This window comes from Robertkochia marina (assembly GCF_004799345.1).
In the GTDB taxonomy this organism is placed as follows: domain Bacteria; phylum Bacteroidota; class Bacteroidia; order Flavobacteriales; family Flavobacteriaceae; genus Robertkochia; species Robertkochia marina.
The window spans coordinates 530,629-549,948 of record NZ_SSMC01000002.1 but is presented as its reverse complement, the minus strand read 5'-3'; the positions used below and the strand labels follow the sequence as shown (position 1 = coordinate 549,948).

At 41.3% G+C, this 19,320-nt stretch carries 14 protein-coding genes; 3 read left to right on the top strand and 11 right to left on the bottom strand.

The window, feature by feature from the left end:
- Positions 1-354 precede the first annotated feature (354 nt).
- Positions 355-2,310 carry a thrombospondin type 3 repeat-containing protein gene (locus tag E7Z59_RS08875; RefSeq protein WP_136335961.1) on the top strand — a complete coding sequence of 652 codons (1,956 nt, stop codon included), beginning with the start codon at positions 355-357 and terminating at the stop codon, positions 2,308-2,310.
- Positions 2,311-2,872: 562 nt separating this feature from the next.
- On the opposite strand, the gene E7Z59_RS08870 is transcribed toward E7Z59_RS08875, so the two are convergent.
- The 3 genes from E7Z59_RS08870 to E7Z59_RS08860 form a co-directional block, all read right to left on the bottom strand.
- Entirely contained in the window at positions 2,873-3,799 is a 927-nt protein-coding gene (locus E7Z59_RS08870; RefSeq protein ID WP_136335960.1) for a hypothetical protein, read from the bottom strand.
- 4 nt (positions 3,800-3,803) lie between these two features.
- Complete coding sequence (locus E7Z59_RS08865; protein WP_136335959.1) at positions 3,804-5,252, bottom strand: MBOAT family O-acyltransferase; 1,449 nt, start codon at positions 5,250-5,252, stop codon at positions 3,804-3,806.
- A gap of 160 nt (positions 5,253-5,412) precedes the next feature.
- Positions 5,413-6,474, bottom strand: coding sequence for an acyltransferase family protein (locus E7Z59_RS08860; protein ID WP_136335958.1), 1,062 nt, complete (start codon positions 6,472-6,474; stop codon positions 5,413-5,415).
- 1,026 nt (positions 6,475-7,500) lie between these two features.
- Here E7Z59_RS08860 and E7Z59_RS08855 point away from each other — a divergent pair.
- A complete protein-coding gene (locus E7Z59_RS08855) occupies positions 7,501-9,567 on the top strand; it encodes a fibronectin type III domain-containing protein (RefSeq protein ID WP_136335957.1) in 2,067 nt (688 codons plus the stop codon).
- Between the two features lie 107 nt (positions 9,568-9,674).
- Here E7Z59_RS08855 and E7Z59_RS08850 read toward each other — a convergent pair whose 3' ends face one another.
- Positions 9,675-11,153, bottom strand: a complete 1,479-nt coding sequence (locus E7Z59_RS08850; RefSeq protein WP_168731269.1) for a lipopolysaccharide biosynthesis protein — start codon at positions 11,151-11,153, stop codon at positions 9,675-9,677.
- 197 nt (positions 11,154-11,350) lie between these two features.
- Positions 11,351-12,259: a sulfotransferase family protein gene (locus tag E7Z59_RS08845; RefSeq protein WP_136335955.1), complete on the bottom strand. Its 909-nt coding sequence runs from the start codon at positions 12,257-12,259 to the stop codon at positions 11,351-11,353.
- A gap of 558 nt (positions 12,260-12,817) precedes the next feature.
- Here E7Z59_RS08845 and E7Z59_RS08840 point away from each other — a divergent pair.
- Positions 12,818-13,894: a thrombospondin type 3 repeat-containing protein gene (locus E7Z59_RS08840; RefSeq protein ID WP_168731268.1), complete on the top strand. Its 1,077-nt coding sequence runs from the start codon at positions 12,818-12,820 to the stop codon at positions 13,892-13,894.
- Between the two features lie 237 nt (positions 13,895-14,131).
- Here the strand turns inward: E7Z59_RS08840 and E7Z59_RS08835 are convergent, their stop codons facing one another.
- From E7Z59_RS08835 to cysQ, 6 genes are all read right to left on the bottom strand, one after another.
- Entirely contained in the window at positions 14,132-14,473 is a 342-nt protein-coding gene (locus E7Z59_RS08835; protein ID WP_136335953.1) for a phosphomannose isomerase type II C-terminal cupin domain, read from the bottom strand.
- Positions 14,474-14,779: 306 nt separating this feature from the next.
- A complete protein-coding gene (gene cysN / locus E7Z59_RS08830) occupies positions 14,780-16,036 on the bottom strand; it encodes a sulfate adenylyltransferase subunit CysN (RefSeq protein WP_136336319.1) in 1,257 nt (418 codons plus the stop codon).
- Positions 16,037-16,202: 166 nt separating this feature from the next.
- Complete coding sequence (gene cysD / locus E7Z59_RS08825; protein WP_136335952.1) at positions 16,203-17,108, bottom strand: sulfate adenylyltransferase subunit CysD; 906 nt, start codon at positions 17,106-17,108, stop codon at positions 16,203-16,205.
- Positions 17,101-17,703, bottom strand: a complete 603-nt coding sequence (cysC, locus tag E7Z59_RS08820; RefSeq protein ID WP_136335951.1) for an adenylyl-sulfate kinase — start codon at positions 17,701-17,703, stop codon at positions 17,101-17,103. Before cysC ends, cysD begins: the two co-directional genes overlap by 8 nt.
- Positions 17,687-18,148, bottom strand: coding sequence for a DUF2061 domain-containing protein (locus E7Z59_RS08815; RefSeq protein ID WP_242015693.1), 462 nt, complete (start codon positions 18,146-18,148; stop codon positions 17,687-17,689). The genes cysC and E7Z59_RS08815 overlap by 17 nt, the downstream gene beginning before the upstream one ends.
- A gap of 79 nt (positions 18,149-18,227) precedes the next feature.
- Positions 18,228-19,016 carry a 3'(2'),5'-bisphosphate nucleotidase CysQ gene (gene cysQ, locus E7Z59_RS08810; RefSeq protein ID WP_136335950.1) on the bottom strand — a complete coding sequence of 263 codons (789 nt, stop codon included), beginning with the start codon at positions 19,014-19,016 and terminating at the stop codon, positions 18,228-18,230.
- Between the last annotated feature and the right edge of the window lie 304 nt (positions 19,017-19,320).

Sequence of the window (19,320 nt, the reverse complement as noted above, 5' to 3'; positions counted from 1 at the left end):
GGCTCCATCGCTAAAATGGTTCACCGAACCATTTCTAAACGCTCGGCCCCGCGAAGACGTTCAATTTGCCTAATTGCCCATTTACATTCTTTTGAAATTGAGCATTCGTCCTCGTACCCTCGCACCTTCATAACGGCATAACGGCATAACGGCATAACGGCATAACGGAAAAAAGTTAAAAACGAATTTGTTGCACCCAACGATGACAATAATCATTTTTCGCAGACGGCTAACTAACTATATTTAAGCTACTTAAACTCGCATTTGGTTAAACACCTTGATTTCAAATGCATTGAACACTTCCCTTTCCTGATTCCCTGCCCGTATTGTAAACAGACAACCCACAAAACCAGAATGATGAAACAAGTACATAAACTTATGGTACTTCTATTCATTGCATTCGCCGTTTCCTGTGGCAGTGATATGGAAATGGATAATAACCTTCCGGAACCACCTCCTCCGCCCGGACAAAATCCACCCACACCACAGGATGCCGATAACGACGGAGTAGCAGATACCGATGACCAATGCCCGGAAACTCCCAATGGAGAAAATGTGGATGAAAACGGTTGTGCCGACTCCCAAAAAGATGGGGATGGTGATGGCGTCAATGACGATGCCGACCAGTGCCCTGACACTCCTTCAGGAGCAACCGTAGATGAAATCGGATGTGAGGAGGGTAACGATGACGGGGATGGCGATGGGGTAACCAATGACAATGACCAATGTCCAAATACCCCCGAAGGCGAAGAAGTGGATGAAAATGGATGTTCTGATTCCCAGAATACGGCTGATGCGGATGGAGACGGGGTTGCTGATACTGATGATGATTGTCCGAATACTCCCCAGGGCGAAGAAGTAGATGAAAACGGATGTTCTGATTCTCAAAACACAGCTGATGCTGACAGCGATGGAGTAGCTGACGATGATGATGAATGTATTGAAACTCCGCAAGGCGAAGAAGTAGATGAAAACGGATGTTCAGCCTCTCAGTTGGATAGTGATGTGGATGGGATTAATGATGATACAGATCAATGTCCCGAGACTCCCGAAGGAGAAGAAGTGAACGAAAATGGGTGTTCTGAATCCCAAAAAGACGATGATGAAGACGGGGTTTTTAATACAGATGACCAATGTCCTGATACCCCTGAAGGAGAAGAAGTGGATGAAGCAGGGTGCTCAGATTCTCAAAAGGATGATGATAATGACGGAGTATTTAATGATACCGACCAGTGTCCCGACACACCTAACGGGGAAGCTGTAGATGATCAAGGATGCTCAGACACTCAAAAGGATAGCGACGGAGATGGTGTGAGCGATGCTGACGACCAGTGCCCGGATACCCCTGCAGATTCGGAGGTAAACGAACAGGGGTGTGTGGAGGGAACAAAAACCTATGTGCCCGATAATGCCTTTGAAAAAATCCTGATCGATCTGGGGTATGATGATGTTTTGGATGATTATGTATTGACATCCAATATTGAAAACATTACGGATCTGGAAATTGATGGAGAACAATCTTTTTTACTTCCCGATCGCCTTGAAGATCTGACCGGGCTTGAAGATTTTACCAACCTTAAAAATCTTAAAATTTACGATTGCTATTTAAATAATTTTGATGTTTTACCGGAAGTTAATCTAGTAACATTAAGTGTTGACACCTATTTTGGGGTTGAGAACGGCTATATTATCAATGACCATCCGACCTTACAAAGATTATCTGTTGGAACTTATTCCGAAGGACCCTTTGAAATTACCAATAACCAATTCTTAGAAGTTGTTGGGTATTATTTTGGTTCCGGTAAAGATGTCAAAATCCAAAATAATGTTGTTCTGGAGATCATATATGGTTATGAAAGTAGTTTTGACGACCTCATTATCGCAAATAATGCTGTATTACAAGGATTATATTTGGGAGATTATGAGTTACCCGGATGGGTGGAAAACCTGGAATGCACAAATAATCCGGGTTTGACGGAAATTGAAATAAATGCGATACAACTAGACAACATTCAAATAACGAGTTGTCAAAATTTAAATAAAATCCGCATCTCCGGTGATAATACTTATGGCACTTGGTTTCTAAAATTTGCCACACTTGATCTTAATGAATTATCATCATTGCAAACTCTCTACTTAGAATCGATGTCCCTTACTGGTCTTGACATATCCTACAATAATAATTTAATGAATTTTGACCTGCTTAAACATATTTTGAAGTGTGTTACCGTAAATCAGCAGCAACTGGATAATATTCCGCCTACCTGGGTTACAGACCCTCCGGTAATCTATAGCTTGAACTGTAATTAAGGGTATTTCCTTGAGGATGAAATGGGTTGTCTGGATGGCAGTTGGTGGTCCCGCTGAAGCGGGATTAATTCCCAATGCTTGTTCTGCTTCAACAGTAGTGCTTGCATAACAAGTCGGTCATTAATCAGTGGTTAGAAGATTGCAAAATTGAGGAATTGAGGAACTTTAAAATTGCCCTTTAAGAACTCTTCGAGAATCATCCACAAAGTAAAATGTCCTGAGTAGCGGTTACGCTGTGAAGGATCTTCCCGTTGAAACGGAAAATTAATAAAATCTATACTTTTGAGAGCTTTAGTGGTGTAATCGGGAGATCGCCACGGCAGGACTTTGTCCTACCTCGCGAAGACGACCTCATAGCTTATTTACCCATTTGGATTCTTTTGGAATTGAGCATTGGTCCTCGTACCTCCGTAACCTCGTAACTTCATAACCTCCCCAAACCTGCTCCCCCTCCCGGACAAAATCCGCCTACTTCTCAGGATGTGTCATAGATTTTAAATACAAGCCTTTCATTATGGAAATAAAGATTTATGTAAAAGGGTAATAAGCATAAATCTTTGGTTTATTTCAGAGCCATGCCCTTTGACCTTTCGAGGATAAATTTGCCGACCAGGGCAGAAACTTTAGCCCCGGAATCCCTGTGGAGGTGATTTCCATCGGTATACAAAAATTTATGGTTTAAGTTGTGCATATCGAAATACCCATCACTTAGGGTTACTACATTTTTGATCTTATCTTTAAAATCGGGCATATAGATCTGCTCTACTTTGGCCATTTCCGGATGCACCGGTAACCGAACCAGGTAAACTTTTCCATGTTGCTTGAGAAAAGCAACGATCTTTTCAAGATAAACAAGCCTTGTAGCGGAGACCCTGTTAAGAGGCATCTTATTCTTAAGGTAGCGTTTTGCCCTGTATAAGGACCTACGATTAAATGAAGTTGTATCCGGGGGCAATTTCACCTCCAACCAGCCATCTTTATGAAGATGTTGCAGCTGCAGATCTCTTGGCATTGGTACCAACCTATAATACTCTCCCTTCAATGATTTAATGAGATACTCCAGATTTGGTGAAGAGGTAACATCCTTTACCGATGCCAAAAATCCTGTGGTCTCACGAAATCCGGATGGATCATCCGGATCATCATTTTCTGAAGATATACTCCATGGGTCTACTGCCACAATAAAACATCCATCCCTGGCAGTCGTGTCAACCTTTCTTTTAATGCTCTCATAGTATACCGGCCCGAACGGACTATGAAGAAGACTGAAGGAATAATTGAAAAATTCCCGTTCCAAACAGTTGTTTAACACCCTGGGCTGAAGTCCATGGGCCGCCCGTGATGTGCCTAATAACATATTTTCCTGTCTCGGACTTGTGAATTTAAGGTAAAAAGGATCGGTATACCCGTCTGCCAAAAAAAATAAGCTTCCAAAACCAATCAATAATAAACAGCAAAACAGGGCGATCTTTAATAGGAAGCGATTCATCTTATTAAAATTGAAAATATATAAATTCTTGTTTTTGTCCGCTGAACAATAAAACTGCTAAACTCAGCAAGTAATAAAATCCTAAACGCACCATAGGATGCCATTTTAATCCTAACTTCTCGATAGCATAGACCCCGGTTCGTCCGAACCACTCGACAATTACAAAGATGGCTACAATACCTAGTACCGCTTTCGAAGGGATGAATCCATCAAAATTTGGCACTTGGAACAGGCTTTGAGAAAAAATACCTTGAATATAATTCCAGGCGTGGGAGATATTCTCTGCCCTGAAAAATATCCAGGCTAATAAGGTTAGTATAAATGTGAATCCTATAGAACTTATTTCCCGGAAGCTGGCATAAATTTTACCGGAAGCCACATCGTCCAAATGCCTTCTGTTCTTTCCGGAAAGGAGGATGGGCAAGAAATATAGGGCATTTATACCCCCCCATACAATAAAAGTCCAATTAGCTCCATGCCAGAACCCACTTACAACAAAAATTATAAATACATTACGTACTTGCATTGCTGTATTACCCCGGCTTCCTCCTAAAGGAATATACAGGTAATCGCGAAACCAGGTAGAAAGAGAGATGTGCCATCTGCGCCAGAATTCTGCAATGTCCCTGGAGAAGTACGGAAAAGCAAAATTTTTCATCAAATTAAATCCAAACAGACGAGCTGTACCTATGGCTATATCTGAGTATCCGGAAAAATCGCCATAAATCTGAAACGCAAAGAAAACGGCGCCCAGAACCAGACTGCTTCCCGTCAAGTCGTCTGAATTGTCAAAAATAATATTGGCATACCGTGCACAACTATCAGCAACGATAACCTTTTTAACCAGTCCCCACAGTATTTGGCGTAATCCGTCAACTGCACAGGTGTAATTAAATTTACGTGGCTTAAAAAACTGGGGGAGTAAATTCTGCGCTCTTTCAATAGGGCCGGCCACGAGCTGGGGGAAAAAGCTCACAAATGCTGCGAAGGCAATAAAATTGTGAGTGGGTTCCATCTTTCTCCTATAAATATCTATGGTATAACTAAGGGTTTGAAAGGTGTAAAAGCTTATACCTACCGGAAGAATAATACTTAACGAACGAGCCTGTAATGGGGTGCCAAAAAAAGTAAACGCTTCTATCAGGTTGTCAAGGAAAAAATTGTAGTACTTAAAAAAACCAAGAAACCCCAGATTGATCAATAGACTTAGCCATAACAGGAGCTTCCTTTTTTGAGATCGGTTAGTTTTGTGTAAGTGAAGTCCGATAGTGTAATCAATTATCGTACTGAACAGAATAAGCGAAAGAAACCGCCAGTCCCACCAACCATAAAAAAGATAGCTTGCCAATAAGAGCAAGATATTTTGAGCTTTCAAATTGTGTTGGGTTACAAACCAATAGGCCAAGAATACCAATGGTAAGAAAACAGCAAAATCAACTGAATTAAAAAGCATATAATATTGTTCTAAGAACTTCTAACCTGTAAAAGGGTGAAAAATTTTAGATCTCAAGTCACAAATCAATCAAATGGATTGTAAGTTGCAACGAGTGCAAAATGCAGAGGGAACCGAATGTAATTCTAAAGTTAACGTATTTTAAATTAGTAACATAAATTTACTCTTTGACTACTTGTAAAGAATAATTCGGTTTTAAAAACTTTAATGCAAGCTTGTTTCCGTAAGCCGACCAAATATTCTCTGTATATGGTTTCAGAAAATACGATAAAGAAAAAGTAACAGCAGAAATCAATAAAAAATTAATACTTAAACCGTAATCAAATTTCAACTGCTTGAAATAGATATCAATTAATACAAAATGAATCATATAAGAGGTATAAGTCATTTGTCCCATGGTCGATATCAATCTAAATATCTTATGATCATGTATCTTTTCAAATTGAGAAGACAGATACTTCAGGAAGTATAAAATTGCCAGGCATAAAATAGAGATCAATGCTAACCAATAACTCGCTCCAAAATCGGTAACTCCAATATAATCATTAAAGAACAACCATTTTAAACCGAAACCAAATAACAGGTATGTGGTAAAAATAATGAGGATCTTTTTATAAGCTTTAGCCATCATTTCTATTCCAAAAACAAAGCATATAAATTGAGTGAAGATATTTAGATAGTCAAAATTCATCATATGAACACTATTCTCTACGATACCAAAAATCCTGGTATTTATAATGAAGGACAAAAGAACTAAAATCGCCGAAAGTACAAACACGCCCCCTTTTCGATCTCGGATTAGAAAATACAGAGGAAAAATGAGATAAAAATACATCTCATTCCATATCGACCATCCTCCGGCAATGGCATCCATATAATAAGGGTTAAGACCACTTAGAGGAGACAAAATGTGAAAAACTGCCGTTTCCGAAGTGAGGCTGTAGTAAAACCCCATTAAAATAAAGAGGGGTACGATTCTGAAAAATCGTTTGATGTAAAAAATACGATTGGGCACTGTCGTTTTTTTCAACAGACTATTATAGGTGATATAAATAGTAGCACCACTTACTATAAAAAACAATTGTACTCCAAAACGGCCTAAACCTGTTACAGATTTCGGTACTAATGAAATGCTTGAATGTTGCCCGACATGAACCAATATTACGCCCAAAATTGCCAAAAATCTGGCATAGTCAAAATAGGCTATCCTCCTGATTGCCATAGTTTTACGGTGTTAGTTTATTACCTTAAAAATTATGATTTATACAAAAAACATAGATTTTTTTAGCTTTTCTATCAGTTTTATCAGATGAATTGTCTGTTGACAAACTTTTATCAGACTATCAAGAAATTTTGGAGTAATTGAGAAGGAGGTTTCCTGGATCAGTGCTTCTCACGCTTTTACATTGATCTCACAGTTTAGAAATCAATGAACGTAACGAGAAAATCAGCAGAATTCTGCTCTTATATTATCTTAACCCAAATCTTTTCAGCACTACCAAAGATTCGAGTTAAATTCCTAATTGTGAAATGCTGTTAAAATATATAGGATGACCCGGAAGCAAAATCCTATTAGTAGTCAGCGTTGATGTTCTGTGGTCAGTGGTCGGTGGTAGATTGAAATAATAATGTAAAATTGAGGAATTGAAAAACTGTAAAATTGGTGCAAAAGAACCCAATGAGAATCATCCATATAATAACATGTCTAAGCATCGGTTATTGCTGCGAAGGATTTTCCCGGTTAAACAAGAAGCTTTAAGAAGCTGTTCATTTTAATGCTGCAGTACTAAAGCGAGGAGATCGACACGTCCCTCCTGCCATCCCGCCAGCTGGCCCCTTCGCTAAAAACAGCCGCTGGCTGTTTTCTTAACGCTCGATCCTTAGCGAAGACGACCAAATCGCCAATTCACTTAGTAACCTGGTAACCTGGATATAGTTCTCGGTTTTCGGTTCTCAGTTATTCGTTACTCCTTATAACCTCATAACCTCATAACCTCATAACCTCATAACCTCATAACCTCATAACCAAAAAAGTTAAAAACGAATTTTTTGTATTATAAAAACTTGATTTTCAGTATTTTACCAAACTAAACAAACTCTCCCCCTCACCTCACAGATCGCATCGTATCAATAGGATACGGTATATCGCGTGCTCCACTATCTGTTAACAGATGTACAATCCATCATGGTCATGAACTGATCGCAAACAACCAATAACGAAATACAGCTAATTAACAACAAACCTCTCATGAAGACACAACTACGACAAATGATGCTCCTGTTATTCCTGTTACTTGTATTCTCCTGTGGGAGCGATGTAGAAATGGATAGCAACCTCCCTGAGCCACCACCACCCGGACAAACCCCACCACCACCTCAAGATGCCGATAATGACGGCGTAGCTGACGCCGATGACCAATGCCCGGAAACCCCGGCTAGTGAAAATGCCGATGAGAATGGGTGTAGCACCTCACAGAAAGACAGTGATGATGATGGGGTAAGCGATGCAGATGACCAGTGCCCGGAAACACCTGCGGGTGCTACCGTAGATGAGAACGGTTGTGAAGAAGGTAATGACGATGGGGATGGAGATGGAGTTCCAAACGACGATGATCAGTGTCCGAATACCCCCGAAGGTGAAGAAGTGGATGAGAATGGATGTTCTGACTCTCAAAATACGGCCGATGCTGACGGGGATGGTGTTCCCGATGCAGATGATGACTGTCCAAATACGCCGGAGGGTGAAGAAGTGGATGAGAACGGATGTTCCGACTCTCAAAATACCGCTGATGCTGATGGCGACGGGGTTAAAGACGATATTGATCAATGCCCGGATACACCCGAGGGAGAAAATGTAGACGATGAAGGATGTTCAGATTCCCAGAAGGATGATGACGATGATGGCGTCTCTAATGCTGAAGATCAGTGTCCGGACACTGAAGTCGGGGCATCTGTGAATGAAGAAGGCTGTTCTGATGCCCAGTCAGATACCTCCCCTCCTGTAGTCACCAATATAGTTGTTGATCAAATCACCCCCACCACCTTCCGTGTAGAATGGAACCTGGATGAAGGTAGTAAAGGATATATACGCTTTGGTACTTCCTCAGGCAACTATCAGGATTCTACGGCCAAAGAAGAACGCTTCCTGGACCGTCACCGACAAACTGTGGGTGGAGAAAATCCCGCACCATTAACACCAAACACAACCTATTACTGGCAGATATATGTAGAAGATGAGACCGGTAACAAAGGGTATTGGGAGGAGCAAACCACTAAGACCGCCGAAGAGGCTCAGGCTTCAAAGACTTTTGTGCCTGATGATGTTTTTGAACAGTTCCTCATAGAACAGGGGTATGACGATATCCTGGATAATTATGTGCTTACAGAAAACATTGAAAATATAACAGAATTGAATATCACAAATCAATTTGATACCAATGGGCGTACCATTGATGATTGGACAGGAATTCAGGATTTCAGTAGCCTGGAAAAACTACGAATTGATGATGATAATCAATATGGTATTATTTCAACCCTTGACGCACTGGAAACAGCTCCGGCTTTAAAAGAATTGAGATTGTGGGCCACCGCTGTTCCATTGATCGTTAATAACTTTCCCAAACTGGAGGTATTTAGCTACGGTGCTTTTGGGGATTATACGATTGCCACCGACATCATTGAGATTATGGATAATCCGAACCTGCAAGAATTATATATAAACAGTATATCAATCTCAAACGAAGGGGCTACAGGAAATATTAGAATTGAAAATAACCCCGTATTAGAGAAAATCACAGAGTACGGAACCTTTTCCAATATTTTTGAAATTAATAACAACCCCTTGCTTACATCCCTGAGCCTGGGGTATTACGAAGAAATAACCGGAATTAACACCCTGTCTGTTAATAATAATCCCAGTCTGGAAATGTTAAACCTGATCCAATGCCATGTCAGGGAGAACATCAGTATTTCGAATTCACCTGATGTGAAAATTATCACAGCTACCGGCGATAGCAGTCAGTCTGCAATTTATAAGATCGCTCTGTCTCAATTTGAAGGATTAGAAGAATTGTATCTCATGGGGGTAACTTCTGTCAATATCTCTGCAAACAAGACACTCAACACACTAAATATCAGTGAGTTTAACGGAATTAATCTATCAAAATTAGATGTCTCGAATAACAATGCCTTATCCAATCTAAAAATCAATGGTCATGAATTGAATTGTATCAAGGTTAATCAATCACAGCTGGACAATATTCCCTCTACCTGGGAGGTAACTCCAACTGTTCCCTATACTTTAGATTGTAATTGAACCCTGGATTTCATCGGTTTATGGTTTGTGGTTAGCGAACGCATTAACCATGAAGAGCAATTATCGCTTTTTTGTAATATGAAAATAGCCCCCCATTGGGGCCGGCCTTAAACACTACCTTTGTAAAAACCATACTTACCAAGAACCTGATCCAGAGTCAACTTGATATAGGAGCCAAGAAATTGAGGGAATCGCAAACCGGCAATCAACACCCCTATACCGGATAAAGTGGTAAAAAGTAAAAAGGGAACTACTCCGGGAGCATTATACATACCATAGCTAAAATGGTATCCCAGCAACAGGATTCCGGTCTTAAGGGTAAGTAATACTCCCTGTTTCAAAGGGCCGTAGAAAACCTGATAGAATGATCTTTTAAATACCACCTTCACCAGGTACACCATCATAATATAATTGATCAGGGTACTAAAAACCACGGCAACGGCTGCCCCACCCAGACCGTAATAATAACCTCCAAACCCACAAGATACCAGAAGTATGATCGCATAAATCATTTTCCGACTAACATTTTTATACACCAATCCTTTTGCCCTGATCAGGGCATCTGTCATTCTTGAAGAAATGGTAAAGGGCATCACAACAAACAACAGCTGCAGGGGTAACACTGCATCCATCCATTTTTCTCCCAGCATGATGAGAACCACTTCTTTACTAAAATAGATAAGGAAAAGTGATAAAGGCATTAAAATGGAATTACTCAACCCAAGACCGTGATCATAAAGTCTGAATTGTCGCTGTTCATTATCCTGTAATTTGGAAAGCGCAGGAAACATGATCTTGATAAGAATCTGCCCAAGGTAGTTACTCGGCATATTATTGATCTGGTACGAACGCTCAAAAACCCCTAACATTCCCGGGCTGAATATTTTCCCCAACAAGAGGATCAACCCGTTTTTAGAAATATAGCTATTCACCTTCAAAAGAATCATCCCTGAACCAAAAGAAAATAATTCTTTCCATTCTGAATAATACCATTTAATTGAAAACCTTACGGGGGCCAGATAGAGGTAACCTATCATTTTTAAGAGGGAGTTAAGCAAAACCGCCCCCACCAATGACCAGACTCCCCAGCCTTTATACCCCAGGACGATCCCAAAGGAATAGGCTATAACACTAGCCAGGATGGTAACTATGGCAGAGTGCCTGAAGCGCATTTCTTTTTGAAGCAGGCTCAACGGAATACTGTAGATAGCTAACAAGACGAAATTCCAGGCAATAACCCTTACCAATTCGGCAAGCATGGGTTGATCAAATGCTGCGGCTATTAAAGGGGCCATCAAATAGAAAAGGCCAACGATGCACAAGCTAAATAATATACTGCCCTGCAATGCGGCTTTACTATGACTTTTAAGGGCGTTCTGTTTCTGTATCAGCGCAGCACCCATTCCTCCTTCTGCGAAGATCATACCCAAAGCAACAAATCCATTGGCTATAGCCATCAACCCGTAATCTGATTTTTCCAAAATACGCGCCATAACCCCAAAGTATACAAATTGGGTAATCACCAAAACCAGGACCTCAAGGGCTTGCCAGAATCCTGAACGTTTTATTTGATCTGTAAGACTCACAATACTTTATAATAGTAGAATGGTATAGAAACGAGCATTTACTTATGGTTTACGATAGTGTTAGAATGAAATGAAATAATTTGATCCTTATAACGATTTACTTCTCGGATCTGTAGCAAGGTATTTAGTTGGTTTGAAGACTGATAACCTAGAGTGCACCGTAATAAAAGATATGATAGTCGTTTAACCGGGCCGGCTTACCATTTAAAATCCATCCCCAATAGCTTTTCCAACTCCCTGTTGTTTGGCGAGTACCACTCCTGAAGTGCTTTTACCAGTGCCGGATCGGGCTTTTTGTACCCATGCTGGTTATGTGCTTTTTCAAAATTGATACCATCATATTCAGGAAGTTCCAGAAATTCCAGGGTCTTACTTACTGTCTCCGGAGTGTTGGCATAGAAATCCTCGCTCCGTAGGATCAGAAACTGATCTCTGTCGAAACAGTCAAACCATCGCTTCAATTGATCCGCATACAGCCCACGGTCAAGATAATTAAAAGTCTTTTTTGCCCAGGGATCACTTAAACGCTGTTCATATTGAAGCCGTGCATCAAAACCATCAGCAAAAACCTCCTCCAGCGACCGTGTTTCAAGTCCTCGTCGTATCATGTGATGTACGTGAGAAATGGCTCTTTTTGCAGGATCTCTCAGCAAAACGATAAGCTTCACCTCCGGTAACAATTCTTTTATGCGACTTGGCACCTCAGGGTAATAAAGATAAAGGGGACTTGCTTCTCCGGTTATATGGCCATTGAGCTCCTTTTTAAGAGGAAATAAAGATCGATACCATCCCGTGCCCCGGTCATAACTCAGATCAAAATAGTGGATCTCCTTAATTTTTGGCGGGAGTACCAAAGGGTGTTCAGACAGATAACTGTGTAGTGAAGTTGTTCCCGCCTTCTGGGCTCCGATAATAATAAAATCAGGTAAGCCTCGTTGACCGGAGGTAAGATAGCGCTTCACCATGGATACCTCCCATATATACCTCCAGAATTTTCTCTTCATTTTATAGCGGGTAAAGGATTCATTTTCCAATACCAACTGCTTTGATTTTTCCCGCACGAGTTCCATATTTTCCATCTTAGAATATTCTATTTTGATCTTCAAATTTCGTTTTGTAATCAAGGGTCCGGATGATCCTTAAAAATCTGTATACTCAAGTGAAAACATGGTATAACATAGTACTTGACCATTGTTTCCCTATTTACCTGTTTCAATTTTTACATCTTGAAATTAGCTGTCAAATTCAAACAACAATTTAATCTTTTGAATATAAATGACTTACAGCAAAAAAGTGATATTAGTTAAAACGAATGAAAATTCAGTCGAGAAAGAAACAAGAACTGTAAGGAGTACTTCATTATTAGCGAGGCTGATTCCAAATACCTGACCTGCTGTGCCCTCAGGGTTTTAGCTTCAAGTTGGTCTCAAATAGCAGGTAGATACATCTAATATGAAAACAGGGTCTTATATTAACGATAAGTGTAAGCTGCATCATCTTTAAGAAATTTGAAATAAGGGCATTCTGAACTTGCTTTTTTCTATGGATCGCTAATCACTCAGCCAAGAAACAGCCTGTCTGACTGATATTTACAACATGTACCCTATAGATGTCTTATCTTTTTTTACTTTATCATTAGAGATCCGAATTATAAATGAATGCCTATGAAGATGATGTTACGATCCCTGCTGCCCTTTATTCCAGTCCTGCTTTTTTCCTGCGGAAGTGACCTTGATATGGACCAGGTCTCCCGAGATCTGTCAAATCCAACAGAACAACCCACCTCTGCTTTAGATAGCGATAATGATGGTATTCCCGATGAAGAGGACGCTTGCCCCGGAACTCCAAATACCGAATCGGCAGATGCGAATGGGTGTGCCCCCTCCCAAAAAGATAGCGATAACGACGGAGTGAATGATGCATTAGATACCTGTGCCAATACCCCGGAAGGAGAACAAACCAATGCCGACGGATGTGGCCCTTCCCAACTCGATACTGATAACGATGGGATCAATGACCTCAATGACGAATGTCCGGAAAGTCCTGCAGGGGAGAATGCCGATGCATCAGGCTGCACTCCTTCTCAGAAAGATGACGACAACGACGGAGTGTCTAATGCCCTCGACACCTGTCCGGATACTCCCGAAAATCAACCTGTGAATGAGCAAGGTTGCCATACTCCTGCAATAGGAGAATATTTCCAGGGAGGGTATGTGTTCTATATTTTTCAACCGGAAGATGATCGGTATGTAGAGGGCGAAGTACACGGACTTATTGCCGCACCGGAAGATCTGGCCACCAGTGATCTGCCCTGGGCCCCGGAAGGTGCAGCCCCGGAATCGCCAATATTTAACGGAAATACTTCCTTAAATGGAGAGATCAACACCCAATACATTGTAGATACATATGGAGAAGGAACCTACGCAGCAAAAGCCTGTTACGATCTGGAACTTAATGGCTATGACGACTGGTACCTGGGGTCTGATTTCGAAGTCTATTACCTCTGCCAAAATCTTTATCATGCAGGCGAATCTCCGAACGCCTACGGATTTGGCTTTGATCATTATTGGACCTCCAATGAACTGGGAGTATTGGCAAAAAAGAATGCCCTCGAAAAAGTGATGATCCTTAATTTCGAAGGCATAGGCGGCTCTACCATCTACTTCGACATCTGTGAGATCTCTGAAGGATTCAGAAAAAACTCAAAAATTCTTGCCACAAGGGCAATCCGGGATTTTTAAGTTTCTTGAAAAAAGTGGTAGAATTAAAATTCAGAATTAAGCAATTGTAAATACCATCACTCATCGCCAGGGATTACTGTATTCTTGATCTAAAAATGAGGTGTCGATTTGAATACATTGTTTGGGTGTGGTCATTCAGATGCATGTTTCATAGAAGCCGGAAAATTGTTTAACTATACTGAGCATCCGGGTACCACTTTTTATTGGAATTCAACATGAAGAAACCAATCGCAAAATCTATTTCCGATTGTAATCGTCTTCGATGCGCACAATATCATCCTCCCCGAAATAAGTACCATGTTGAACCTCAATAAACACACATGGAGTATCGGAAGCATTTTGTATTCGGTGTTTTACGCCCTGTGGTATCTGCACTACTTCGCCTACCGTATAATCTTTGACTTCTCCATCAAGGGTTATACGCCCTACCCCTTCAACAATCGTCCAAACCTCTGATCGATGGTGGTGGTATTGGTAAGATAATCTTCCTCCGGGATTTACCCGTATCCTCTTTACTTTATGAGTAGGGGCGTCTTCAAGCACCCAGTATTGCCCCCATGGGCGAATGTCATTTTCCATTATTGTTAGATATCGTTTATCAGAAATCAGTGGTCAGCATACCTAATCCACGATCACCATCCTCTATTACTTAAAAACTATATTTATTCTTGTTTACTTAATGGCTTTACTTTTTGCCCGCTCCCATTTGGCAGACTAATGATAGAGTCATCGATCTCACGGTTAATAGTAATTATATGGTTTACAGCCTCCAATACAGGGCAAAATTGAAACGTATGAATACCTCTCCCCTACCAATAAATAATAAACGTTACTGTGGATAACAATAGCTTATGACCTGTTGCCGAAACTTAGAATGATTATGATTTATACGATCATTCCGGCGGCAACGGTATTATTAGTAGCCTCATCGATCAGAATAATACTTCCCGTAGTACGGTTATCCCGGTAAGAATCGATCATCAGGGGTTTGGTAGTTCTGATCTTCACCTTACAAATATCATTCATACCAATTTCAGTGTCATCAGTGTTACGTTCCAAAGTATTGATATCGATCTTATAAACGATCTCCCTGATCATGGCTTTTTGCTCATTAGAGGTATGTCTTATAATATATTTTGCCCTGTGCCGTGCGGGTTCGTTTCCAAGCCAACAAAGCATGACCTCCAGGTCTTGAGACAATTCCGGCTGATTATTGGTGCGTACGATCATATCTCCTCTGCTGATATCAATGTCATCCTCCAGGGTAACCACTACCGATTGGGGAACGAAAGCCTCATCAAGTTCTCCATCATACGTATCAATGGTTTTAACCTTTGAACAGAAGCCTGAAGGTAAAATAGTAACCTCATCTCCTTTTCGCAGAAACCCGCTGGCAATCTGCCCTGCATATCCCCGATAATCGATAAACCCGTCACGCTGAGGGCGAATTACCGTTTGAACCGGAAATCTCGCATCTACCTTATTCACATCACTGCTAATATGGAGATTCTCCAGCGTGTGTAACAAAGGAGCATCTTTATACCACTCCATATTTTCAGAACGGTTAACCACATTGTCTCCAAGCAATGCAGAAATGGGAATAAAGCGAATATCCTTGATCATCATTTTAGAGGAAAAAGCTTCAAATTCCCTCACAACACTTTGGAAGGTTTCTTCTTCAAATTCTACAAGATCCATTTTATTAACACAAACAATAATATGTGGAATCTGCAGTAGAGAAGCAATAAAAGCGTGCCGCTTCGTCTGCTCAATGACTCCGTGGCGGGCATCGACCAAAATTATGGCTGCGTTGGCCGTACTGGCACCGGTTACCATATTCCTTGTGTATTGAATATGCCCCGGTGTATCTGCAATGATGAATTTTCTTTTAGGCGTAGTAAAATAACGGTAAGCCACATCAATGGTTATACCCTGCTCCCTCTCATCTCTTAATCCGTCGGTAAACAGCGCTAAGTCTACCCCCTCATGTCCTTTCTTCTTTGAGGTATTACTAACCTGTTCTATCTGATCTTCGAAGATCGATTTAGAATCGTATAGTAAACGGCCTATCAGTGTTGATTTCCCATCATCTACACTCCCTGCGGTAGTAAAACGCAGTAATTGGTTATTGCTTATTTCCATGGTACCAGGGTAATCGTTATAATTAAAATATCTCATTTGATGTTGTCAGTTAGATCTTCATACTTTGAACTAAAGAATTAGCTTCTCTTTAATTTTTTTTTAGGATAACTACAATTTTCCTGAAGTAAACCTGATCTTGAACGCTGTCGGACCAGGCAAGTTACCATTAAAAGTAACCCTGCCGCTTGCGATCCTCCATGGCGGTTTCCGATCGCTTGTCGTCTGCCCGGTTACCGCGCTCGGTCTGTCGCATGGCCGACACTTCTTCCACGATCTTTTCAAGGGTATCGGCATCTGATTCGATTCCCCCGGTGATGGTAATATCTCCCAGGGTACGAAAACGAATCTTTTTAGTTACGATCTCTTCCCTTTCATCCAGGATCAGAAATTCCGATTTCGGAATCCAAGACCCATTTCGCCATATCACCTCCCTTTCGTGGGCAAAATAAAGGCTGGGAATCTCAATATTTTCCTTTTTGATATAACTCCATACATCCATTTCTGTCCAATTCGAAATAGGAAATGCCCTGAAATGCTCTCCTTCAAAATGTTTTCCATTATACAAGTGCCACAACTCCGGCCGTTGATTCTTAGGGTCCCATTGTCCGAAATCATCGCGGTGGGAAAAGAAACGCTCTTTGGCCCGTGCTTTTTCTTCATCACGCCGACCGCCCCCCATGGCACAGTCTACCTTATGGTATTCTATGGCGTCAAGTAAGGTGGTGGTTTGCAGGGCGTTTCGGGTGGCATTCTTGCCTTTTTCCTCAGCCACCCTTCCCTGATCGATAGACTCCTGAACAGAACCTACAATGAGTTGAACCCCAAGATCCTTGATCAACCGGTCTCTGAACGCGATCGTCTCCGGGAAATTATGCCCGGTATCTACATGCATCAGGGCAAATGGGATCTTCGCCGGCCAGAAGGCCTTTTTTGCCAGGTGGGTCAGAACTATGGAGTCTTTTCCTCCTGAAAAGAGAATTACCGGATTTTGAAACTGGGCGTATACCTCACGAAACACATAAATAGCTTCGGATTCGAGTTCTTCCAGATAATTTAAATAGTATTTACTCATGGGGGTAGCTTTTAATTCGATTTTCTATGGTTGTAATAATTTTATTTACACTGTCTTCCAAAGAGTAGGTATGATCTACTTCGATATCAGGATTTTCCGGAGCTTCATAAGGGGCTGATATCCCGGTCATATTTTTGATCTCCCCTCTTCGGGCCTTTTCATAGAGTCCTTTCACATCTCGTCGTTCACATTCTTCCAGGGAAGTGCTCACATACACCTCTACATAATTCCCGTTACCTACCGTTTTAGCAACCAGATCCCTGTCTTTTCTATAAGGAGACACAAAGGCCGCCAATACTATGAGTCCGGCATCCACCATCAGGTTGGCTACCTCGCCTATCCGACGAATATTTTCAGTACGTGAATCCGGGCTAAAATCAAGATCGCTGTTAAGTCCGTGCCGTATATTATCGCCATCAAGAATATAGGTATGCATCCCGCGCTGATGAAGTTCCTGCTCAACAGCATTGGCTATGGTTGACTTCCCCGATCCTGACAACCCGGTAAACCAGATCAGGAACGAAGGGTGTCCCTTCGCTGCATTCCGTTCAGTTTTTCCGATCTTAAAATCATGTTCCTTAATGTTTTTCTGCATGGGCTTCTCTTTGATGCTGTAATTTTCTGATTTTATTTCTTTGATCCAGACCATAATTAATGCGATACCATCCTCGCTCGTGGAGGTAGTACAAAATCATTTTAGTGATCACCTCAGCGCCTCCTATCTGTAAACCGGTCATTGGGTTCCCGGTAATGATCCAGGCCAATACCATGGTGTCCAGCGTTCCAATTGCACGCCAGCTAAGGGTCTTTATTAAATGGCGCGGACGACTGTCAGGAAAATTAAAGCGGAACCATACCCGTTCATGGAGGTAGTACAATACCATTTTGGTAATAACCTCTGCAAAGCCAATCTTCACCCCGGCCATCGGATTCCCGGAGATCAACCAGCCCAAAAGCATGGTGTCGAGGGTACCTATGAACCGCCAGGTAACGGTTTTAGCCAGATGGCGTTTTGATATTTTCAGCTTTCCTATTTTCAATTTGTTCTGTTAGTCTTAAAGCCTAATGTATTAATTCAGTAAGACCCTTGCCTACGAGATCCGGCTAATGGCTTTGAACTTACTGCATTCTTACCAGGAAATAATTATTCAATAAATTCTCTCGATTATACACCATGGGGAGTTGCGTTTCCTGGTCAATAACCTTCAGCCCTACGGCTTCACAAATGGCTTGCCCTGCAGCGGTATCCCATTCCATAGTAGGGGCAAAACGCGGATATACATCAGCCCTGCCTTCAGCCACCAGGCAAAACTTAAGAGAAGACCCCTTAGATACGATCTCGACCTCTTTTCCCTCAGCCTTAACCTCCTCCAGATAATCCAAAGTGTCCTGGTTCATGTGCGAACGACTCCCAACAACCCTTATCAGACCATTCAGCGGTTTCGGGGAAATGATATCCTCATCTTCGAAAAACTCCGTTTCAGAACCATTAAGAGTTGTTTTCCAGGCCCTTCCGTCAGGAACATCAGCATAATACAATTCGCCGGTAACCGGCACATAGATCACACCCAACCGGGGTTTGTTGTTTTCAATAAGAGCAATGTTTACGGTAAACTCTCCATTGCGCTTAATAAATTCCTTGGTACCATCAAGAGGATCTACGATCCAACACTGTTTCCAGTCTTTTCTTTCTTTATAGGCTACTTCTTTATTTTCCTCACTGATCACAGGTATTGGGGTCTTTTCAAGAAATTCCATGATCTTTTTGTTCGAAGCAAGATCTGCCTCTGTAAGTGGTGATTGATCTTCCTTCTCCTCCACCCGGTACTCAGTATTATAGATCAAAGTGATCTCCTTTCCGGCAGCGATGGCTGCATCAATAGCGATTCTTAAAAGCGGATTGTTCATAGGAGTGATTTGTTATTAGTCTTCGGGGAAATTATTCTTAATTATTTGACTATCAGAATTCTAACGGTAAATGTATTTAATTCAGAGCCGAGTAGCCACGGTGTTTGGACCAACTGCGAAAATTTACGATTTCTTTTACCTCAATAAGGAAAATTCTTAGCTGTGGGAACGGTATTAAACGATTTTAGCAACAGCAGTTCCATCAATACCTTTTTTCTTTTTGCAGGGGGCTCATATAGATGTCATTACGAGACTGCTCTAATTTGATTTTTTGCCAAGGGATGACGGATAACGCCAAGCAGCA

Coding starts and splice junctions, on each gene's coding strand:
- cysN (WP_136336319.1), bottom strand. CDS start 16,036: ATGGAAATAAGCAATAACCAATTACTGCGTTTTACTACCGCAGGGAGT.
- E7Z59_RS08855 (WP_136335957.1), top strand. CDS start 7,501: ATGAAGACACAACTACGACAAATGATGCTCCTGTTATTCCTGTTACTT.
- E7Z59_RS08870 (WP_136335960.1), bottom strand. CDS start 3,799: ATGAATCGCTTCCTATTAAAGATCGCCCTGTTTTGCTGTTTATTATTG.
- E7Z59_RS08875 (WP_136335961.1), top strand. CDS start 355: ATGATGAAACAAGTACATAAACTTATGGTACTTCTATTCATTGCATTC.
- E7Z59_RS08840 (WP_168731268.1), top strand. CDS start 12,818: ATGAAGATGATGTTACGATCCCTGCTGCCCTTTATTCCAGTCCTGCTT.
- E7Z59_RS08860 (WP_136335958.1), bottom strand. CDS start 6,474: ATGGCAATCAGGAGGATAGCCTATTTTGACTATGCCAGATTTTTGGCA.
- cysD (WP_136335952.1), bottom strand. CDS start 17,108: ATGAGTAAATACTATTTAAATTATCTGGAAGAACTCGAATCCGAAGCT.
- cysC (WP_136335951.1), bottom strand. CDS start 17,703: ATGCAGAAAAACATTAAGGAACATGATTTTAAGATCGGAAAAACTGAA.
- E7Z59_RS08835 (WP_136335953.1), bottom strand. CDS start 14,473: ATGGAAAATGACATTCGCCCATGGGGGCAATACTGGGTGCTTGAAGAC.
- E7Z59_RS08865 (WP_136335959.1), bottom strand. CDS start 5,252: ATGCTTTTTAATTCAGTTGATTTTGCTGTTTTCTTACCATTGGTATTC.
- cysQ (WP_136335950.1), bottom strand. CDS start 19,016: ATGAACAATCCGCTTTTAAGAATCGCTATTGATGCAGCCATCGCTGCC.